We start from the raw sequence: 20,119 nt of genomic DNA, 5'->3' as shown, positions 1-20,119 counted from the left end.
CATATTTTACAATTATAGCACACTACTATGCTATCTTTCAAGGCTTACTCTTCCTATAACACATCTATCTAAACCAGCTAAATCTTTTATGACCTTAACATCGTAGTATCCTTTTTCAATCATAAGATTTTTAACATCCTCACCTTGATCATGTCCTATTTCAAAAGCTAATATACCATTTTCTTTTAATATTTCTAAAGATTCATCAATAATTCTTCTATAGAATATTAAACCATCTTCTCCCCCATCTAAAGCTAAGTGCGGCTCATAATCCTTAACATCTTCCATTAAAGTATTTATGACTTCCGTTCTTATATATGGTGGATTAGAAACTAGAATATCATACTTATTTCCTTTTTTAATGACCTCACTTAAAAGATCACTCTTAATAAAGCCACATCTTTTTGATAATTCTAATTCTCTTATATTTTTTCTTGTAACTTTTTCTGGTATATCATCTATATCTACTAAATCTACAATAATATTTTTTCTATAATTAGCTAAAGATAAGCCTATAGCTCCACTTCCACAACATAAATCACATACATTAATCTCTGCATCTTCATCTATATTGTTTAATACTTCCTCTACAATTATTTCAGTATCTCCTCTTGGAATTAAAACTCCTTCTTCTACATAAAAATCTAATCCCATAAATTCGCAAGTTCCTAAAATATATTGCATAGGCATTTTTGATTTTCTTTTTTCTAATAAGTTTAAGAAATGTATTTCATCTGACTTTTTAACTTCTTCACTTTTATTCGTTATAAGCCATATTTTATCTTTTTCTAAAACTTTTCCTAATAATAATTGAGTATCTAATATATATGTATCTATACCCACTTCTTTTAAAGTTTCATTTCCTAAATTTAACAATTCTCCAACTTTTTTATTTGGTTCTTTCAATCCTTCAGCCCTCCTTAAAGAAGCTATCGCTACTTCAATTTGTGAATCATCAGGCTCCCTTGTAGTCAATTTTTGCAATTGTAATCCTGGCGCTGCTATTATCTTTGCAAAATTTCCTTGAGATTTGCCAAGCCATCTTATAAGTTCATAAGTTATTCCTGATATTACTGGTAACATTGCTACTCTTATAGCCGTTCTCTGAGCAACTGAATCCCATTTAGTAAAGGAAAATATAAATATACTTACAATAGCAACTAAAAACAGAAAGTTTGTTCCACATCTAGGATGAAATCTAGGATATTTTCTTACATTTTCAACTGTAAGTTCATCTTCATTTTCATAACAGAATATAGTCTTATGTTCTGCTCCATGATATTGAAATACTCTTTCTATATCATCTACTTTTCCCATTAAGTACATGTATCCTAAAAGCATACCAATACTTATGATTCCTTCAATAGCACTTAAACTCCAATCTGGAAGATTAAGTTTTTTAAGTAAAAAAGTAATTCCAGTTGGTATTGCTACAAATAAAATTATGGCAAATACAAAGGAAAGCATAATTGTAAGTGTAATTATTACATTATTAGCTTTTTCACCAAATTTATTATTTAACCAATCTTCAAATTTAGATGGTTCTGTATCATCAAAAAAACTTGCTGAATAATTTAATGATTTTAATCCTACAATTAAAGACTCTATAAGAGTTACAAATCCTCTTATAAAAGGTAGTCCTAAAATTTTATTTTTCTTTGTATATGGTATAGTTTTTTCAAAAGAAACCTCTATATCTCCCTCTGGAGTTCTAACTGCTGTGGCTGTTCCTTTTGATCCCCTCATCATAACGCCTTCTAATACTGCTTGACCGCCTACTTGGCATTTTCTCATAATTTGAACCCTATCCTTTCATTAACTACTTATCAGAATCCTTACCATATTTATATTTAAAATAGCATTGTCCACATAGAGATTGATATTCTACATTATCAACTAAATCTATAGCCACTTGTTCTCCTTCAAATGTGAACTTTCCATTTATCATTCTTCCATTTAATATAGCTTTTCTTCCACATCTACATATAGTTTTCATTTCTTCTATACTATGTGCTAATAATAAAAGTCTTTCACTTCCTTCAAACCCATTCATTTGGAAGTCTGTTCTTAATCCGTAACAAATTACTGGTATTCCCTTACCAACTGCAATTTCAAATAATTCATCTATGTGATGAGCTTTTAAAAATTGAACTTCATCAACTATTATACAATCTATTTTTCTTCCTTTTTCAAGTCTATCTTCAATTGTTTCTATAATATTCTCATCATTATCTATTAAAATATCTACAACTCTCTCAACACCTAGTCTTGAAACAACCTTATCTCCACCTTTTTTATCAGTAGATGGTTTAATTATTATAACTTCCATACCTCTTTCCTCATAGTTATGTGCTACTTGCATAAGGTGTGTAGATTTACCTGAATTCATAGCTCCGTATCTAAAATATAATTTGCTCATTTTAACTTTAAACTCCTTATCCTTTTATAATATTCTAAATATGATTATAACTTAAATAAGAAAGCTTTTAAACTATTGACGATTAAATATCCCCATGATATACTTGTTAATAGTTGTTTAGCAACATTTTTTTATTTTTGAAAGAGGTGAATTACATGAGACAAGGCATACATCCAGAATACCATCACGATACAGTGGTTAAGTGTGCATGTGGAAACACTTTCACAACTGGTTCAGTTAAACCAGAACTTAAAGTTGAAATATGCTCTAAGTGCCACCCATTCTTCACAGGAAAACAAAAAATCGTTGATGTTGGCGGAAGAGTTGATAAATTCAACAAGAGATTTAATCTTAATAAATAATTTCTTTATGGGAAAGACTCAAATCTTTCCCATTTTTGTTTATAAGGCATATTTTTCAAATAAAGTTTGTTTTTGCAAATAGATTTTTAGTAAAAGTGAGTGGATATGATGAAAAAAGTTCTTATTTTAAGTACATCTACTGGTTATGGTCATAATCAAGCAGCTAACTCTTTAATGGAACTTATAAAGAATGATGATACAGAAATTCTTGTACACGATTTTCTTAAGGAGAACCGTTTCTTTGATAGATCAATAGTAAATGGATACGATTTATGTGCAAGTTCCCTTGGAACTCTTTATGGTCTACTTTACAAAATTAGTAATATAAAATTTATAAATAATTTAGTTAGTTTTTTATTTTTGCCAGTTGCAAATAAATTAGCTAAATTTATTGATAGTTTTAATCCAGATTTAATAATTACAACCCATCCTTTAGCAGTAAGTATTCTTTCTTATTTAAAGAAAAGACAAATTATAAAAGTACCAGTTATTTCTGTTGTTACTGATTTTAAATGTCATTATACTTATGTTTCTAAAATAATTGATCATTACATAGTTGCTTGTGATTTTACAAAAGAAAATCTAGCCTCAAAGGGAATACCTAAAGAAAAAATATCTCCTTTTGGTATACCTGTAAAGCAAGATTTTTATAAAGAAGATTACCATAACTATGTAGAAAATATTATCCAATCACCATTAAATATTCTTTTAATGGGAGGCGGTATGGGGTTAGATAACATATCTAAAGTATTAAAAACCCTAATCAAAAATGAGAACCCTTTAAATTTAACTATTGTTTGTGGAAACAACGCTGAGTTAAAGAAAGAATTGTGTAAAGAATATGGGCATATAAAGGGTAATAAAAAGTTAAATATTTTAGGATACACAAATGAAATACCTAAGATAATGAAAAGTTCGGATTTAATTATTACAAAACCTGGTGGACTAACTACTACAGAATCACTTTTAAGTCATTTACCAATGATAATTCCATTTATAATTCCAGGTCAAGAAAGTGAAAATAGAGAATTTTTATCTAAAAGTAATTGTGCAATTACTATCAACCACTTGGAAGAATTAAATAAGGTAATTAATGATTTAAATAAAGATAATGATAAATTAATTAATATGAGAAAAAGTATTTTAGATGTATTAAGTTCTTATTCTCTAGAAGGGACAATTAAACTTTGCACTAAGATGCTAAATGATTCTTATAATAAAAGAAGATATTAAAGTTTATAGACTTTAATATCTTCTTTTGTTTTGAAAACTTATTTAATTTTCTAAATTGCTTTTTAAAACAACTTGTAAAAACTCTTTATTATTTTTTGTTTTTGATAATAAATTTATAAGCTTTTCAGCTACATCCTCTATATTATTTTCCTTTTGTAATACTCTTCTTATTTTATATGAAGCTTCTCTTTCTTCTTCATTAAATAATAAATCTTCTTTTCTAGTACCAGATTTATAAATATCTATAGCTGGGAATATTCTTCTCTCTTGAAGCTTTCTATCTAAGTGTACCTCCATATTTCCAGTACCCTTAAACTCTTCAAAAATCATATCATCCATTCTACTTCCTGTATCAACTAAAGAAGTTGCTAAAATTGTTAAACTTCCGCCCTCTTCTAAATTTCTAGCTGCTCCAAAGAATTTCTTAGGCATTATAAGTGCCCCTGGATCTAGTCCCCCTGATAAAGTTCTTCCAGATGGAGTAACTGTTAAGTTATAGGCTCTTGATAATCTTGTTAAAGAATCCATTAAGATAACTACATCTCTTCCTTGTTCAACCATTCTTTTAGCTCTTTCTAATACTATACTTGAAACTTTAGCATGGTTTTGTGGTTCTTCATCAAAAGTTGAATAGATTACTTCTCCATCTATACTTCTCTTCATATCCGTTACTTCTTCTGGTCTTTCATCTATTAAAAGTACTATAAGTTTAACTTCAGGATTATTTTTTGATATGTTTTGAGCTATTCTTTTTAAAAGAGTTGTTTTTCCAGCCTTAGGTGGTGCAACTATCATCCCCCTTTGTCCCTTACCTATTGGACAAATTATATCCATAAGTCTTGAACTTAAATCTCTTCCATTTTCAGTCTCAAGTCTTAATCTCTCTTTTGGATATATTGGTGTTAACTCTTCAAATTTTTTTCTTCCAACTGCTTTTTCAGGACTTTCACCATTTACTCTCTCTACATAAAGTAAAGCTTTAAACTTTTCTCCATCCTTTGGTATTCTAACTTTACCTTGGACTTCGTCCCCAGTTCTTAATCCAAATCTTCTTATTTGTGATGGAGAAACATATATATCATCTTCACTTGTTAAATAATTTCTACATCTTAAAAAACCAAAATTATTATTATCTAGTATTTCAAGTATTCCCTTAGCAGAGTCTGATGAACTTATCATGTCCTTTAATTGCTCTTTTTTTCCTTCATCATTTGAATTATTATAATTACTATTATTGTTATTATAATTATTGCTATTTCTAACTACTCTTTCACCAGAAAAACTTTCTTTATTTCCACCTTGCTCTTTTTGAGATATTTTTTCTCTTAAAATAACACCATCTTTATGTATTACTTTAGTATTGCTATTTTGTTTATTGAATTCAGCTTTTAATTCCTCAATTAATTCGCTTTTTTTCTTTTTACTTATATTTTTTATTCCTAATTCTTTAGCCTGCTCTTTTAGCTGAACTAAAGTCATATTTTCATATTGTTCTATATTCAATTTAAGCACCTCCTGCTTTTTTAATTAGTGGAATAAGGTAAAGAAAAGTTGTTTTAGATTGCCTTAAGACTTTTATATATAGAAACTTTCGAATATCCTATTTAAAAATGTATAAATTTCTTATGTTAAATATTTATATTATTATCATATCACATAAAATCTAATCTACATATAGTATATTTTTATAAGATTTTATTTCTAATATTATTAAATAAAAAAAGGACACCTAACATTTAAGTTAGATATCCTTAATATTTCTAAAATTATTTATTGTTTAATGCAGCACCAACAAATCCTACGAATAATGGGTGAGGTCTGTTTGGTCTTGATTTTAACTCTGGATGATATTGAACTGCTACGAACCAAGGATGATCCTTAACTTCTACACACTCAACCAATCTTCCATCTGGTGAAGTACCAGCTATAGTTAATCCGCTTTCTATTAATTGAGTTCTGTACTCATTGTTGAACTCATATCTATGTCTATGTCTTTCGTAGATTAAATCTGAAGCATAAACATCCTTACAGAATGTATTATCTTCTAATTTACATGGATATAATCCTAATCTCATTGTTCCACCTAAATCCTCAACATCTTTTTGCTCAGGCATTAAGTCGATTACTGGGAATGGAGTTTCTGGATTTAACTCTGATGAATGAGCTCCTTCTAATCCTAATACGTTTCTAGCGTATTCTATAACAGCACATTGCATTCCTAAGCATATTCCTAAGAATGGTTTCTTGTTTTCTCTAGCCCATCTTATAGCTTCGATCTTTCCTTCTACTCCTCTGTCTCCGAATCCACCTGGAACTAGAACTCCATCTACTCCACTTAATAATTCATCAACATTTTCTTTAGTTACATCTTCAGCATTTATCCACTCTATTTCAACATTAGTGTCATTGCTTAATCCACCATGATTTAAAGCTTCAACTACTGATATGTATGCATCATGTAACTCAACATATTTACCAACTAAAGCAATCTTAGTTGTATGAGTTAAGTGAGTTATTCTATGAACCATGTCTATCCATTCAGCATTATCTATGTCTCTGCATCCAAGACCTAATTTTTCACAAACTAATCTATCTAATCCTTCTTTGTGTAACATTAGAGGAACAGCGTATAAATGCTCTGCATCTAAGTTTTGGATAACTTCGCTTGCATCTATATTACAGAATAATCCGATTTTCTTTTTGATATCTTCTGATAATTCTTTTTCTGATCTACAAACTATTATGTCTGGTTGAATTCCTATACTTCTTAACTCTTTAACTGAGTGTTGAGTTGGTTTTGTTTTTAACTCACCAGCTTTTCCTAAGTAAGGTACTAATGTAACATGTATGAAACAAACATTTTCTTTACCTACATCATACTTGATTTGTCTTATAGCTTCTAAGAAAGGTAATGATTCGATATCACCTATTGTTCCACCGATCTCAGTGATTACTACATCTACATCTCTTTCTTTTCCTACTCTATGTACTCTATCTTTTATAGCATTAGTTATGTGAGGTATAACTTGTACAGTACCTCCTAAGTATTCACCTTTTCTCTCTTTTGATATTACTGACCAGTAAACTCTACCTGAAGTAACGTTTGAGTTTTGAGTTAAGTTTTCATCTATGAATCTTTCATAGTGACCTAAGTCTAAGTCTGTTTCAGCACCATCATCAGTTACGAAAACTTCTCCATGTTGGTATGGGCTCATTGTACCTGGGTCAATGTTTAGGTATGGATCAAATTTTTGAATACTTACACTTAATCCTCTGTTTTTTAATAATCTTCCTAATGAAGCAGCTGTTATTCCTTTTCCTAATGAAGAAACAACTCCACCTGTTACAAATACATACTTAGTATTTTTGCTCATATCTCTTCCTCCTAATGTAAATTTATTCTTGACATCGTTCTTTATTTCATTTATAATGATAATTACCTCATTTAGAATGGGTTTTTTATTGCTTGTTTTAATAACATAGTAGATATTCTATCAAAAGTTAATGTAGAAGTCTAGTACTTTTTTTGTGTTTTTTAAATTTTTTATTTATAGAACGTTTACTATTTATATTTTGCTCACATTTAATAAAATTAATTATTAATATTGGAATTCATAAGTTGAAATTAGTTTCAACTTTTTTTATTTTAAAAATAAATAATTTATAAAAATAAGGCTGTACCAAAAGGTACAGCCTTATTTATCTATTTATAGACTAATCTTCTACTTTTATTTTCATATCAAGATTTGTTTTTATAGGTTCTTGTCCACCAGCTATTAGATGATATTTTATAGATATATTTCCTCCCTTTTCATTAACATCTAAATCTAACTCTTTTGTTGATGTCTTAAGCTCTAACATTCCATAAGGAGTATTATAAAGAGCCACTTGTGTATTATCTTTTTGGAATTCCATCTTTGTGCTAGTTGTTCCTTCTCTATGTAATACAACTTTATCGCCCTTTATTTTTAGAGTTGTTTTTGTTCCTTCCATTCCTGATATCTCAGTTTCATCATAAGTAGCTATAAATTCATCTCCATTAATAGAAAATTCTCCAACAGTTACAACTTCTATTTTTTCTTTTTCTCCAATATCTTGAGTGCTACATATTGATATTATAGCTTTTTTACTCATAATAATATCCTTTCTAAATCAATTATTGATTTATCATATATTTTTTAAGTTCTTCATCTTTAAATGGAGTTATTGTTATTGTATTAATCTCTCCATTTTTCTCATAATTTATTTCAACAGCGTCGCTATCTTTTTCTTTACAATATCTTCCGCATATTCTAGCAGCAGTTTCTAAATCTTCTTTATTAAATTCTCCTCTTAATATAACAGGAGCCCCAGTAGAATTTTTAGATGTTACTAAAATATCATCTTCTTTTTTAAACTTAACTATTTCTTTCCACTCTTCACCATTTCTAGCTACTATAACTTTATTTTTTGGTGATATTCTCATATGTCTACCATACTTAAGAACTTCAATTTCATCCTTAGCTACTGTTTCTTGATTATCAAGTAAATCACTTAATCTTATTGCATATCCAGGCTCTGTTAATTTACATCCCCCTGCAGGTGATGGATAATCAACTATATTCCACTTTTCAGCAAGCTCCATTTGAGTCTTTCTACTTCTACCTGATATTTTTAATAATTTTTCTCTATCTACTAAGCCATTTAACTCCATCTCTGTAGGCTCTAAGTTTAAAGCACATAATGGTCTTAAGATTTTTTCACTAAATCCTGATTCTTTTTTAACAGTATTTAATGCTTGTCTATTTTGAGACATTGGTCTTTGATTTAAAACTTCACCAGTTATTATAAAGTCAGCGTCAAACTTTTTTAATAATTCTCCTGAATATCTCATCATCATTGCATGACAATCTATACATGGGTTCATATTTTTTCCTCTACCATGTTTAGGGTCCTTAACCATTTCAAAATGTTCTTCTGAAAAATCTACTACCTCTAAAGGCATATCTATTTGTTTACACATTCTCTTTGCATTCTCTTCATTAAAGAAATAAGATTTAAAACATATTCCTATTACCTCTATTCCTTGATCCTTTATTAACTTTGCAGCTAATATACTATCTAATCCACCTGAAACCATGGCTAATGCTCTAGTCATATTTTTTCCTCCTAAAAATCACTTTATTATCATATGTTAATTCTTTTATTTAAATAAATCAATTACCTTAAATTCAAAATTTACGTTATTTTCCTTTTTATTAACACTCTTAAATTCTTCTTCTGATAATACATCCTTCATCTTTTTCTCTGTTTCATCATAGGCAACTTGTCCCTTAGTAACATCTATGAAGCATAAAGGTGGAAACATAACACACCACCAATTTTGACCTTTTCCTTCGCCAATTAGTATTCTATAAGCCTCATATTCTCCTTGTGGTAAAACTATATTGCCATATTCTTTAACAGGAAAATTTTCTCTTGTTAATGTTGTTTCAACAGTATAATCAAATCCCTGTGATTTAATATAATCTTCAGCTATTTTTATAATGTTTTTATCTTCTCTTTTTAATATTTCTCTAGATTCCTCTAAACTTTGTGATTCATTTAATATAGGTGAAATATATTTTAATACCTCATCTTTAACTCTAAGTTTTAAGTCTTGATCTATATCACTATCACTATTGGCTAAAACATGAAATCTTATTAACTTTTCACTTATATCCTCAACAACATTTTCCTCTGTAACACCTAAAGCTTGTTTAATATTTAAAGAACTTCCTACTATAAATAAACATATAACTCCTAAAAATAAAACTGATAATATTTTTTTCATAACAAACACCCCCTGATACCTTGATTATTACCAAGGAGTATTTTTTATATACAATAAAAAAATATTTTTTTATAAATTATTGCTATTTATAGTTCTTGTTATATATACATCTGAATATTTATATTTTCCTTTTAAAAATTCAAAAGCTCTTTGAGCTGTTAGCATATCATCAAAAAAAGCAAATACAGTAGGTCCACTTCCACTCATCATTGCACCTAAGGCTCCACTTTTTCTCATATCTTCTTTTATATTTTTTAATATAGTATGCTTCTTTAAAGTTACATTTTCTAAAACATTTTTCATATTTTTTGATACATAATCTAAATCATCATTTTCCATAGCTTGAATTAAGCCTTCTATATTAACATGTTTTCTTATCTTATTTATATCTAAATTTGTATAAACTTCTTTAGTAGATACCCCAAAATTAGGTTTTAATACAACTAATATTTTATTTTCAAAAGGTTTTAAAGGTGTTATAATCTCTCCAATTCCTTCACATAAAGCAGTTCCACCTTCAATACAATATGGAACATCTGCTCCTATTTTTAGTCCTATTTCTTTTAACACTTCTAAACTAGCATTTACATTAAAAAGCTTATTCATTATAACTAAAACTGCCGCCGCATTAGTACTTCCACCAGCCATACCTGCAGCTACAGGTATATTCTTCTTAATATTAATTTTTACACCATCTTTTATATTAAATTCATCTCTAAATAACACTGCCGCTTTGTATGCTAAGTTTCTTTCATCTGTAGGGACATAATGCTTATTACAAGAAATGCTTATATTACTATCATTACTTTTCTCTATATCTATAACGTCATACAAATCTACTGTTTGCATTATCATTCTTAATAAATGATAGTTATCTTCTCTTTTTCCAATAGCATCTAAGGCTATATTTATTTTTGCATAAGCCTTCATTTTCATATAATCACCCTTCTTACATTAATTAAAGCTAAATATAATTATATTATTTTCTTCTAAAAACATAAAGAGTTAATTAAAATAAAGAGAAATCTTCTAAATTACCTACTAGAAGATTTCTCTTTTAAATTATTTTTACTATATGCTAGCACTTTTTAAATCTTTTGTGCCCTTATTTTTAAATTCATTTATTATATCATATAGAGATTCGTAATCTTCAAAAAACATTATAATAGTTTCACCTTTTTTAGCTAACTTTAAAGTTTCTCTAAGTGCTTCTTCCTCTGACAATATGATTTTTACATTTAAATCTTTTCTATTTGATGATAATACACCTTCGTTTATTATACTAGCAACCTCACCTTTATCTTTTCCTCTTAAGTCTTTATCCTCTTTTATAACTATGGAATCAAAAAAGTCTCCACTTATTCTACCGACTTCTTTCATAGTATTTAAATCTCTATCTCCAGGAACCCCTATTATTCCAGTTATATTTTTTAAACCAAGATTTTTAAGAGAGTCTATAACCACCTTGTATCCATCAATATTATGACCATAATCTAATATTACATTTATACCATTAACGTCAAACATATTAAATCTTCCTCTGTTGTCTTCTTCACAAGATTTAAACTGTTTCAGCCCTTTAGATATGATGCAATAATCAACTTCTATCCCAACTAAGGCTGCACAAGCTGCCATAGCATTCTCTATGTTATGCTTTAGTTTACCATTCATAGTAAACTTCATTTCCTCTGCAGAAGCTATTTTGTATTCTTTACTTCTATTTTTTACATATATAGTTTCATCTCTATAAAACACAATAGGATTTCCATGTTTTAAATTTTCCTGTAGATATTTATTATTTTCATTCATTGAAAATAATATTTTAGGCTTTTTAATTCTATCTAAAACTTTTAAGCTCCATTCATCATCAGCATTTATAACTGAATATCCATTATCTTTTACAGCTTCACCAACTAAAGATTTTACAAAAGACAAATCTTCCATATCATTTATTCCATCTATTCCTAAATGATCCTCTCTTATGTTAGTTATTACTCCTACATCTGCTAAATCATAAGCTAATCCTCTTCTTACCAAGCCACCTCTTGCACTTTCTAAAACTGCTATATCAACCTCTGGATTTAATAATACAGACCTTGCACTATTATATCCTGTGTCATCACCTTTATGTATATACTTATTTCCTATTTTAACTCCGGAAGTCGTTGTACACCCTACATTAAATCCAATTAAATTTAAAACATAAGATATTAATCTTACTGTAGTAGTTTTTCCATTTGTTCCCGTAACTGAAATAACAGGAATATTAGAATAATTCTCTTTAAACATATTATCTAAAATTTTTCTTCCTACATTTCTTTCTTTGCCTATAGTAGGAAAATGATGCATTCTTATTCCTGGGGCTGCGTTAACTTCTAAGATTATTCCATCATTTTCATATAGAGGTTCTGCTATCGATTTTGCACAAATATCTATACCACATATATCTAATCCAATAGTTTTAGCTGCTCTTTCACAAATTTCAATATTTTCTTTACATATTAAGTCAGTATAGTCCTCAGCACTTCCACCTGTAGAAAGATTTGCATTTCCTCTTAAGGTAACTTTTTCTCCATACTCTAAAACTGAGTTTAGAGAATATCCTAGCTTGCTTAATCTATTTATTAATTCTTCATCTATTTTAACCTTTGTTAAAGGTTTTTCATGTCCTTCTCCTCTTAGTGGATTAGCATTCATAGCTTCTATTAAATCTCTAATAGTTCTTACTCCATCACCTGTTATATATGGAGGTTTTCTTAAAGAAACTGCTACTACCTTATAATCCACTAACATTACTCTATAGTCATTTCCAACCTTATATTCTTCTATCATTATTTCTTTACATTCTTTTGTGATTTCAGCATAGGCTCTTAAAAGTTCTTTTTCACTATTTATATTTACAAAAACTCCATTCCCCTTGCTTCCCCATTGTGGTTTTAATACTACAGGATACCCAATTCTATTAACCACTTCAAGAAGATGTATTGTGTTAAATACCTTTTCTCCTCTGGCAACAGGCAAGTTCTGTATATCTAAAAGTTCTTTTGTAAGCATTTTATCACAGGCTATATCTATAGCAATTCCCTTTGTATTATTGCCAATAGTGGCACTAAACCTCTTTCCTGCTTTTCCATAACCTATTTGGTATAAATTTTCGTTTCCTACTGTAATTATAGGAAGACCAACTTCTTTAGCCGCATCACATATAGCCTTTGTTGATGGCCCTATGCTCTCTTCCATAATAACTCTCTTTATTATTTCTATTCTTTCATCAAAGTTAATATCTTTTTTCTTTATTATTGAATTTATCAGATCTATGGCTAATTCAGCTATTAATATTGCTGTTCTTTTTAATTTATATTCAAATATTATGTAATAAAAATCATCCTTTATTTCTCTTGCTTTTCCGTATTTTATATCTATACCTAGTTTATTATGTATTCCTATAATTGTATGTTCACAAACATGAGCTAAGTATGTTCCCTCTTTTAAACGCTGAACAAATCCACCTTCTATGTCTATTCCACACCTATGAGTATATAACTCTGGAACATAACTTAATAACCTTTCATTGAATCCATCAATATCTTTAGTAGGAGTTTCACAATATCCCTCTAAATCAACATCTAATCTAATACATTTTCTATGTGAATATATGTTTCTTCCCTCAAAGATACGTTGATTATTTATCTTCATTTTTATTTCTTTCCTCCTCAAAAGGCACCCTAGTTGATAAATTCATTTTTTTGCCTGCTGTTAATACATGTAACTTTATATTAAATATACTAAATACCTCATCTTGTTTTTTCTCAGATACATTTGTATATTCAATATTTCTTCCATCTACAAAATAAACTGCTCCACTACCAATTACAGTTAATTCATCATCATTAATTACTATAGCAGTATCTTCATCTATACCAATTCCTAAAACTTCAGGATTTTGACACACTCCTGATAATAATCTACCTATCCTTCCTCTTTGAGCAAAGTGTTGATCTATAAGAGTATTTTTAATTAAACCTAATCCTGCAGACATATTTAGTGTACTCTTTTTAGGTGATTCCTCTTCTTCTCCACCAACTATCATAACATCACTCATAACAGAAGCCCCTGCTGATGTTCCTACAAAGTAACATCCCTCATTACTTCTTTTTTGTAATGTATCATAAAGAGGAGTTCCCCCAATTAAACTAGTTATTCTAAGCTGATCTCCTCCAGTAAAAAATATTACTGAAGCCTCATTTACTAAAGAAATATTATTTTCATCAAAAGCTTCTTCTCTTTCTATGACACGAAGCTCTTTGATTTCCCTTATCCCCATACTTGAAAATATATTTTTATACTGTTCTATGACTATATTAGGTGATTCTGTAGCTATGGTTGCAATCAACATAATTCCTTCAGATTCTTTAAATTTATCTGCTACAAAATTTAATATAATCTTTTCCCCTTTTTTATCTTCTGCTCCACCTATTATTATTAAATTTTTTTTACTACTACTTTTCAAATTATTCACCTCAAATCATGCATTTCTTATTTTTGCCATAAAATTTATATTTATTCATAAAAAAGAGTTTTACGACATAATATCGTAAAACTCTTTTTTTTATAAAACTGCTCTTCCTGGAATCATAATTTTATCGCCAGCATATATAGAATCTGGATCTTCTATATCATTTAATTTAACTAAAGTATCTATTGTTGTCTTGTATTTTTTTGCTAAATTCCACAAAGTATCACCTTTTTGAATTGTGTATATAGTAATGGATGCTTTCTTTTCAACAGTGTCATCATTTTGTTCAATGTCTTTAACATATTCTTTATCAAAAACATCTGAACATTTAGCATAAAAATATACTACTGCTTTAACTGCTAAGCTATTTCCTTCTATACTACATTGTAAATCTTCTAAATTAGCCTTAGTATCAAAAGTCATACCAGACTGAGAATTTGGCATATCTAAAGCAACTTCAAAAGGAATTTCTCCACTTACTTTATTAAGTCCCTTTTCCTCATCAGTTGTCTTGTATATTGATTCAACAGATAAATTACCTTTTATAACAACCTTTTGATCCATAAAATAGCTTTCCATATCTACTATTTTACCTTTACAATCAACTGTTTGAGTAGCATCTACTCCATTTTTTCCTAAGTCTATATTTCCTTTTATTACTGATTCATTTGAATTTTCACTAACAGCCATATTAATCTTGCAAACTTCTTTTAAAGGCATTACATTTTGCGTTGGTGAATATAAGTCCTCAACTGTTTCTGCAAATTCTAATTTTGATATTGCAACATTTGCATCAACAGATAAATTAACATCTATTATTCTACTTTCCCCTAAATCATTTTGAGAAATCTTCACATCATGACCTTTGATTTCAAAATATCCATTACAATTCATATCTGAATTTACACCTACAACCTCTTCATCATTAGATAAATATAAATCCTCTTCTAAAGCTACAACTTCTCTAGAATCATAAGCTCTATAAAGAACGTTAATTTTAGCCAAGCAAGATGCTTGTACTTTATCTTCTCCTAATTTTATCTCTTGTCTATGAAGCATATATCCACATTTTATTATTTTTCCTATTTGAGGTTTATCCATACCTACGTTTATAGGTAATTCTCCACTCATTGAACAAACCATATTTGTAATATTTTTCTCTATACTTTCTGGTTTTCTTTTTATTTGTAAATCTCCTAAACCATCTAATTCTTTAACAACATCTATTTTTTCTTCTTTATAAACCCTGTACTTGGTTCTTAGTTTTCCTTCTACTCTTATCTTTCTTTCATTGATTATGTTCGCATCGATATGTTCTAAATCACATTCCATATCACACATCATACTATGTTCAGCCCCAGCTATATCAATAAAGCTAGAATTTTTTTCTTTATAAATAACGCTATTTATCCCTAAACCTTCTTCTTCTCTAGCTAAGTACATAATATTACACTCAACTTCATATTCTAATAATACTCTATCACTTTGAACTTCTCTGTTAAGTATATATACTTTAGTATCAACTGAAAGTACATCATGAACATCTGGTTGAGTATCTGGTATTAAGTATTCTTCTCTAAAAGGTATATCTAAAGAGTTTTCACTTAAGACCTTCTCAAACCCAAGACTTTCTTTAATAATATCTAAATTAACCAAATTTATCCCTCCTAAATAATCTAATACTATAATATATATGTATGATAATTAATTTATGATAATTCTTATTATTGATACTTTATTTATTTTTTTATTGAAACCCATATTTTATAAACGTTTACATAACTTTTTAAAGTAAAATTAAAATTTTTTATCTTTTTTCGACATTTTTTTATTAAAAGTGTTGACATACTAAAAAATATGTCGTATTATAAAGATGGTTATTGACCATATAACCTCTCATAAATTCTCAATACCCTTTTATACCATAGTTGAAAGATGGAAACCCACCATCTTTCTTTTTTTTGTTAAATAAATAAAACAAAAAAGTTAGCTAATTAATTAGCTAACTTTTTTATTTAACCAACAAAATCTAGTTGAACCGTTTTTGTAAGTACATCTGAATAACTGTATGTCACTTTCCTTTGGGTGTCTTTTTGTAATCTAACTACAAAAATACTTGGGTGAACACTTTCTAGTATTCCTTCATTTTCCAAAATCTTTTTTCTTCCACCATTAGCTCTTAGCTTAACTTTCTCACCTACGTGATCTTCTATGCTTTTTCTGATGGAATTCAATGTAAGTCTGGTACTCATTTTAACACCCTCTTTCTATTATACATTATACACTAAAGGGGATGTTTTTTCAATAAATAAATAATTTTACTATATAAGTCCATGTCTTGTCAACAAAAATATACTATATTTAAACTAAAACATCCAATTATATTATTAACTTAAATGTCTTATTTTATTCTATTAATTTAAATATAGGGATTTTGGATAACCTTCTCTATATTTTCCTCTAGTTTGTAATCCACCAACTCCCTTTATTCCAGTTATTGTATTTTCTATAACATCTTTTATTGAAACAATTTCATCTATTCTTGTATATGCAACTCTTTCACATACTAAAACTGGATCTAAACAATGTATAAGTACTCTATTAGGTGAACTTGCAAAATTAGCCCCTGCTTCTAAAATACTTTCATAACAAGATTGACAAGCACCAGCAAAAATAACAAGCTCATCATAACTTGAATTATAATTTCTTAAAATTTTTACAGATTCAATAAAATACTTTGAGTTTCTATAATTATTTAAATCAAGCATTCCCTTGGAATCTTTAAGAACCCCATCATGGCCAGTTAATACAACTATATCTGGATTATATTCCTTAACTAAAGATAAAATTTTTAAAGGTTGTTCTCTTTCAGATACTGCTATTCCTACAGCATTTAAGTTTAATTGCTTGTACGCCTTTAAGCAGGTTTCCATATATGATGGATCTCCATCTATATGAAGTATTCTCCCAGGCCTTCCAAATACCAACCCTTTTTCTTTTTCTGTCCTTTTTAAATTATCCTCTTCACTTCCTCTTGTCATTAATTGATTATTTTTCTGTTCTCTACTCAAAATTACTTTTTTAATGATATCATTCATTTTAGAATCAAAGGATTTATCTTTATCTCCAGCAAAGTCATCCTCAACTTTTTCTAAATCCTCTCCCTTAGAGTCAGCTATTATCCTTATATGAAGCCCCTTTAAAATATAAGTTATTCCTTCATCATTTTCTTTAATATCTATAATTTTAAAAGTTATATCCTTACTATATGATTTTCTTACTACTAAATCTCCAACTTTCATATACCTTCTCCTAACTTATATAGTCCTATTATCATAATATGAAGATTTATTTGTAAGTGTGCTGATACTATATACTCATGTAATTTATTGTTTTTTTTATTTAAATTAAAAAATATCTATTAAAAATCCAATATAATATTAAATCAACTATAAAGCAAAATAAAAAATGGTGCCTAATTAGTAGGCACCTAAAATATAATTATCCAACTTGGTTATATTTACTTTTAAATTCTTCAATAAATTTCATATAACTTTCTTTCTCATTAATTATGTTGTTTATTTTATTTATAAAGATATTTTGTCCCCACATAACTTCATTATAATAGTATCTATTTGCAAGTCTCCAATATCTTTGTGGGAATAACAAGTATGCATATAATACCTCATATTCTTCTTCTCTTAATGGACTTACTGTATTATAAGCATCTATTATGGCCTCTGCATATTCAATATTCCAGTCAACTCTTTTTAAAACCTTCTTCATGAAGTTAGCTATGTCATATGTTCTTATTTCTCTTTTACAATAATCAAAGTCTATTATATATACTTCATTATCATCTCCAATTATTATATTGTGATAAGTATAATCATGATGACAAAATACTTTCTCAGCCTCTGCTTCCTCACATAAACTTAAATACTTTGAATTATTTAATATTTTTGTGGCTCTTATTGCTAACTCCTTATAAAAATCAACATTTTTTATATAAATAATGTCAAAATCTTTTTTTAAATTTTTCTTTCTAGCCATTCCTCTCATTTTTTCTAAGGCTTTTCCTCTCTTCTCCATAAGATATGGCCATCTTCCTAAGTCACTTTTTAATTTTGAGTTTTCTGGTGGATCATATCCCTTGCTGGCTTCATGTAATTCAGCTAACTTTTTAGCAGCTAATTTAACCTCTTCTATGTTAGTGAAATCACACTCTCTTCCCTTTATCCAATTTGAAAGAGTATATAAATCCTCATTTACTAGAGCATAAGGTTCACCCTCAATATTTAAGAAATATCTATCTATATGTTCAAATCCATTTTTAGCTAAATGCTCCTTTGCTCCATAAACGAAAAGAAGTTTTTGAGTTCCATAGTTTATCCTTTTTAAACACCTGTCACCCTTATTACTCTTTAAATAATATACACCCTTATTAGGTTTTAATTTTTCTATTTTAATATCAAATTGTCTTTCTATTTCAAACTCTCTCATCATATCTATTCACCCCCTACCATATTTATATGTAACAACCTCTTGTTTTATTAACATTTTATTCCATATATAAATATAATAATATATATTTATACTGAAAGGACATATGCTATGAAAATATGTATTGATGGAAGGGCAGCTACCTTATACCGTGGTACTGGAATTGGTAACTACACTTATCAAATAATAAATAATCTACACCAGATAGATTTTTTAAATGAATATAACATACTTACTCCAGAAGCATCCTCTCTAAAATTACCTAAAAAGAATAACTTTAATTATTTATCCTCAAGTACAAATGATAAGAAAAACTTTTGGGAATTTATAAATACAAAAAATCCTAAAGAAAATATTATAGGTGATATATATCATATTCCTCAAAATGGTATAGGCTTTTCAAAACCTAATGATATAAAGACCGTAATTACCCTACATGATATTATCCCTATGAAAATGCCTGATACAGTTAGTGAAACCTTTTTAAAAATTTTTAATGAAAATATACAAAATATTTTAAATAACACAGATGGAATTATTACAGTTTCTAACTTTTCTAAAGAAGATATAAGTAAAACTTTTTCTTACCCAAAGGAAAAAATATTTGTTACTCATTTGGCTGCTGAAGAAATATATACCCCATTAAATAAATTCCACTCATCTCAATATCTAAAAAAACACTATGGTATAGATAGGGATTTTTTATTATATGTAGGTGGTTTTAGCCCTAGAAAAAATATTTTAGGACTTATTGAAGCCTTTAACTTAGTAAAAAATTCTTATAAAAGAGATTTAAAGCTTGTTATTATAGGAACTAAGGGACCTTCATATGAAATTTACAGAAAAAAAGTAGATGAGTTAAATTTATCTTCATCTGTTATTTTTACTGGATTTATTCCTATAAATGATATGCCTATATTCTATAGTGCTAGTAAAGCATTAGTTTATCCTTCTTTTTATGAAGGCTTTGGATTACCTCCTATAGAATGCATGGCCTGCGGAACCCCTGTAATAGCATCTAATTTAACCTCAATGCCTGAGGTATGCCAAGATGCTGCTCTTTTAGTTGATCCTTATGATGTTGATGAAATAAAGGAAAATATACTGACCTTATTAAATAACCATAAATTTTATTCCCTTATGATTTATAAAGGGCTAAGTCATTCAAGTAAATTTAATTGGAAAAAAACTGCTTATAATACACTTGAGGTCTACAAACATATTTCTTCACAAATTTAAAATATACTCTCTAAAATTTAGTTCTAATATGTCTT

Annotated in this window: 17 protein-coding genes; 3 read left to right on the top strand and 14 right to left on the bottom strand. The window is 28.3% G+C overall.

Annotated elements, in window-relative coordinates; genetic code table 11:
- Window positions 1-30: 30 nt before the first annotated feature.
- Both prmC and I6G60_RS04285 read right to left on the bottom strand, forming a co-directional pair.
- Window positions 31-1,794: a peptide chain release factor N(5)-glutamine methyltransferase gene (gene prmC / locus I6G60_RS04290; protein WP_003457428.1), complete on the bottom strand. Its 1,764-nt coding sequence runs from the start codon at window positions 1,792-1,794 to the stop codon at window positions 31-33.
- A gap of 25 nt (window positions 1,795-1,819) precedes the next feature.
- The gene (locus I6G60_RS04285) at window positions 1,820-2,419 is read right to left on the bottom strand and encodes a thymidine kinase (protein ID WP_003452353.1); all 600 of its coding nucleotides are present in this window, start codon (window positions 2,417-2,419) and stop codon (window positions 1,820-1,822) included.
- A gap of 155 nt (window positions 2,420-2,574) precedes the next feature.
- Between I6G60_RS04285 and rpmE the strand changes: the two genes are divergently transcribed.
- Window positions 2,575-2,781 (top strand): 50S ribosomal protein L31, encoded by a 207-nt coding sequence (gene rpmE / locus I6G60_RS04280; RefSeq protein ID WP_003452406.1) that lies wholly within the window; start codon window positions 2,575-2,577, stop codon window positions 2,779-2,781.
- 108 nt (window positions 2,782-2,889) lie between these two features.
- A complete protein-coding gene (locus I6G60_RS04275; RefSeq protein ID WP_003457423.1) occupies window positions 2,890-4,014 on the top strand; it encodes an MGDG synthase family glycosyltransferase in 1,125 nt (374 codons plus the stop codon).
- Between the two features lie 42 nt (window positions 4,015-4,056).
- Here I6G60_RS04275 and rho read toward each other — a convergent pair whose 3' ends face one another.
- The 12 genes from rho to I6G60_RS04215 all read right to left on the bottom strand — a co-directional run bounded on the left by rho (window position 4,057) and on the right by I6G60_RS04215 (window position 18,848).
- Window positions 4,057-5,517 carry a transcription termination factor Rho gene (rho, locus tag I6G60_RS04270; protein WP_003452426.1) on the bottom strand — a complete coding sequence of 487 codons (1,461 nt, stop codon included), beginning with the start codon at window positions 5,515-5,517 and terminating at the stop codon, window positions 4,057-4,059.
- Window positions 5,518-5,780: 263 nt separating this feature from the next.
- Window positions 5,781-7,388 carry a CTP synthase gene (locus I6G60_RS04265; RefSeq protein WP_003452392.1) on the bottom strand — a complete coding sequence of 536 codons (1,608 nt, stop codon included), beginning with the start codon at window positions 7,386-7,388 and terminating at the stop codon, window positions 5,781-5,783.
- Window positions 7,389-7,728: 340 nt separating this feature from the next.
- Window positions 7,729-8,148, bottom strand: coding sequence for a DUF1934 domain-containing protein (locus I6G60_RS04260; RefSeq protein ID WP_003452275.1), 420 nt, complete (start codon window positions 8,146-8,148; stop codon window positions 7,729-7,731).
- Window positions 8,149-8,170: 22 nt separating this feature from the next.
- Window positions 8,171-9,151 carry a tRNA 4-thiouridine(8) synthase ThiI gene (locus I6G60_RS04255; protein WP_011591068.1) on the bottom strand — a complete coding sequence of 327 codons (981 nt, stop codon included), beginning with the start codon at window positions 9,149-9,151 and terminating at the stop codon, window positions 8,171-8,173.
- Window positions 9,152-9,196: 45 nt separating this feature from the next.
- Entirely contained in the window at window positions 9,197-9,826 is a 630-nt protein-coding gene (gene spoIIR, locus I6G60_RS04250; RefSeq protein ID WP_011591069.1) for a stage II sporulation protein R, read from the bottom strand.
- 69 nt (window positions 9,827-9,895) lie between these two features.
- Complete coding sequence (ispE, locus tag I6G60_RS04245; RefSeq protein WP_003471015.1) at window positions 9,896-10,762, bottom strand: 4-(cytidine 5'-diphospho)-2-C-methyl-D-erythritol kinase; 867 nt, start codon at window positions 10,760-10,762, stop codon at window positions 9,896-9,898.
- Between the two features lie 135 nt (window positions 10,763-10,897).
- On the bottom strand, window positions 10,898-13,522 hold the full coding sequence (gene cphA, locus I6G60_RS04240; RefSeq protein ID WP_011591070.1) for a cyanophycin synthetase: 2,625 nt from the start codon (window positions 13,520-13,522) through the stop codon (window positions 10,898-10,900).
- Window positions 13,509-14,336: a cyanophycinase gene (locus I6G60_RS04235; protein ID WP_025648404.1), complete on the bottom strand. Its 828-nt coding sequence runs from the start codon at window positions 14,334-14,336 to the stop codon at window positions 13,509-13,511. Before I6G60_RS04235 ends, cphA begins: the two co-directional genes overlap by 14 nt.
- A gap of 99 nt (window positions 14,337-14,435) precedes the next feature.
- Window positions 14,436-15,998, bottom strand: coding sequence for a DUF3794 and LysM peptidoglycan-binding domain-containing protein (locus I6G60_RS04230; protein ID WP_197925609.1), 1,563 nt, complete (start codon window positions 15,996-15,998; stop codon window positions 14,436-14,438).
- A gap of 359 nt (window positions 15,999-16,357) precedes the next feature.
- On the bottom strand, window positions 16,358-16,594 hold the full coding sequence (locus I6G60_RS04225) for a Veg family protein (RefSeq protein WP_003462688.1): 237 nt from the start codon (window positions 16,592-16,594) through the stop codon (window positions 16,358-16,360).
- 162 nt (window positions 16,595-16,756) lie between these two features.
- Window positions 16,757-17,644 carry a sporulation peptidase YabG gene (gene yabG, locus I6G60_RS04220; RefSeq protein WP_110077275.1) on the bottom strand — a complete coding sequence of 296 codons (888 nt, stop codon included), beginning with the start codon at window positions 17,642-17,644 and terminating at the stop codon, window positions 16,757-16,759.
- 199 nt (window positions 17,645-17,843) lie between these two features.
- Window positions 17,844-18,848 carry a CotS family spore coat protein gene (locus I6G60_RS04215; RefSeq protein WP_003452387.1) on the bottom strand — a complete coding sequence of 335 codons (1,005 nt, stop codon included), beginning with the start codon at window positions 18,846-18,848 and terminating at the stop codon, window positions 17,844-17,846.
- 108 nt (window positions 18,849-18,956) lie between these two features.
- Between I6G60_RS04215 and I6G60_RS04210 the strand changes: the two genes are divergently transcribed.
- Window positions 18,957-20,084 (top strand): glycosyltransferase family 4 protein, encoded by a 1,128-nt coding sequence (locus I6G60_RS04210; RefSeq protein ID WP_011010824.1) that lies wholly within the window; start codon window positions 18,957-18,959, stop codon window positions 20,082-20,084.
- The last annotated feature ends 35 nt before the right edge of the window (window positions 20,085-20,119 follow it).

Source organism: Clostridium perfringens, assembly GCF_016027375.1.
Lineage (GTDB): Bacteria > Bacillota > Clostridia > Clostridiales > Clostridiaceae > Sarcina > Sarcina perfringens.
This window is presented reverse-complemented; position numbering and strand designations above follow the sequence as displayed.

Coding starts and splice junctions, on each gene's coding strand:
- prmC (WP_003457428.1), bottom strand. CDS start 1,794: ATGAGAAAATGCCAAGTAGGCGGTCAAGCAGTATTAGAAGGCGTTATG.
- I6G60_RS04285 (WP_003452353.1), bottom strand. CDS start 2,419: ATGAGCAAATTATATTTTAGATACGGAGCTATGAATTCAGGTAAATCT.
- rpmE (WP_003452406.1), top strand. CDS start 2,575: ATGAGACAAGGCATACATCCAGAATACCATCACGATACAGTGGTTAAG.
- I6G60_RS04275 (WP_003457423.1), top strand. CDS start 2,890: ATGAAAAAAGTTCTTATTTTAAGTACATCTACTGGTTATGGTCATAAT.
- I6G60_RS04265 (WP_003452392.1), bottom strand. CDS start 7,388: ATGAGCAAAAATACTAAGTATGTATTTGTAACAGGTGGAGTTGTTTCT.
- I6G60_RS04260 (WP_003452275.1), bottom strand. CDS start 8,148: ATGAGTAAAAAAGCTATAATATCAATATGTAGCACTCAAGATATTGGA.
- I6G60_RS04255 (WP_011591068.1), bottom strand. CDS start 9,151: ATGACTAGAGCATTAGCCATGGTTTCAGGTGGATTAGATAGTATATTA.
- spoIIR (WP_011591069.1), bottom strand. CDS start 9,826: ATGAAAAAAATATTATCAGTTTTATTTTTAGGAGTTATATGTTTATTT.
- ispE (WP_003471015.1), bottom strand. CDS start 10,762: ATGAAAATGAAGGCTTATGCAAAAATAAATATAGCCTTAGATGCTATT.
- cphA (WP_011591070.1), bottom strand. CDS start 13,522: ATGAAGATAAATAATCAACGTATCTTTGAGGGAAGAAACATATATTCA.
- I6G60_RS04225 (WP_003462688.1), bottom strand. CDS start 16,594: ATGAGTACCAGACTTACATTGAATTCCATCAGAAAAAGCATAGAAGAT.
- yabG (WP_110077275.1), bottom strand. CDS start 17,644: ATGAAAGTTGGAGATTTAGTAGTAAGAAAATCATATAGTAAGGATATA.
- I6G60_RS04215 (WP_003452387.1), bottom strand. CDS start 18,848: ATGATGAGAGAGTTTGAAATAGAAAGACAATTTGATATTAAAATAGAA.
- I6G60_RS04210 (WP_011010824.1), top strand. CDS start 18,957: ATGAAAATATGTATTGATGGAAGGGCAGCTACCTTATACCGTGGTACT.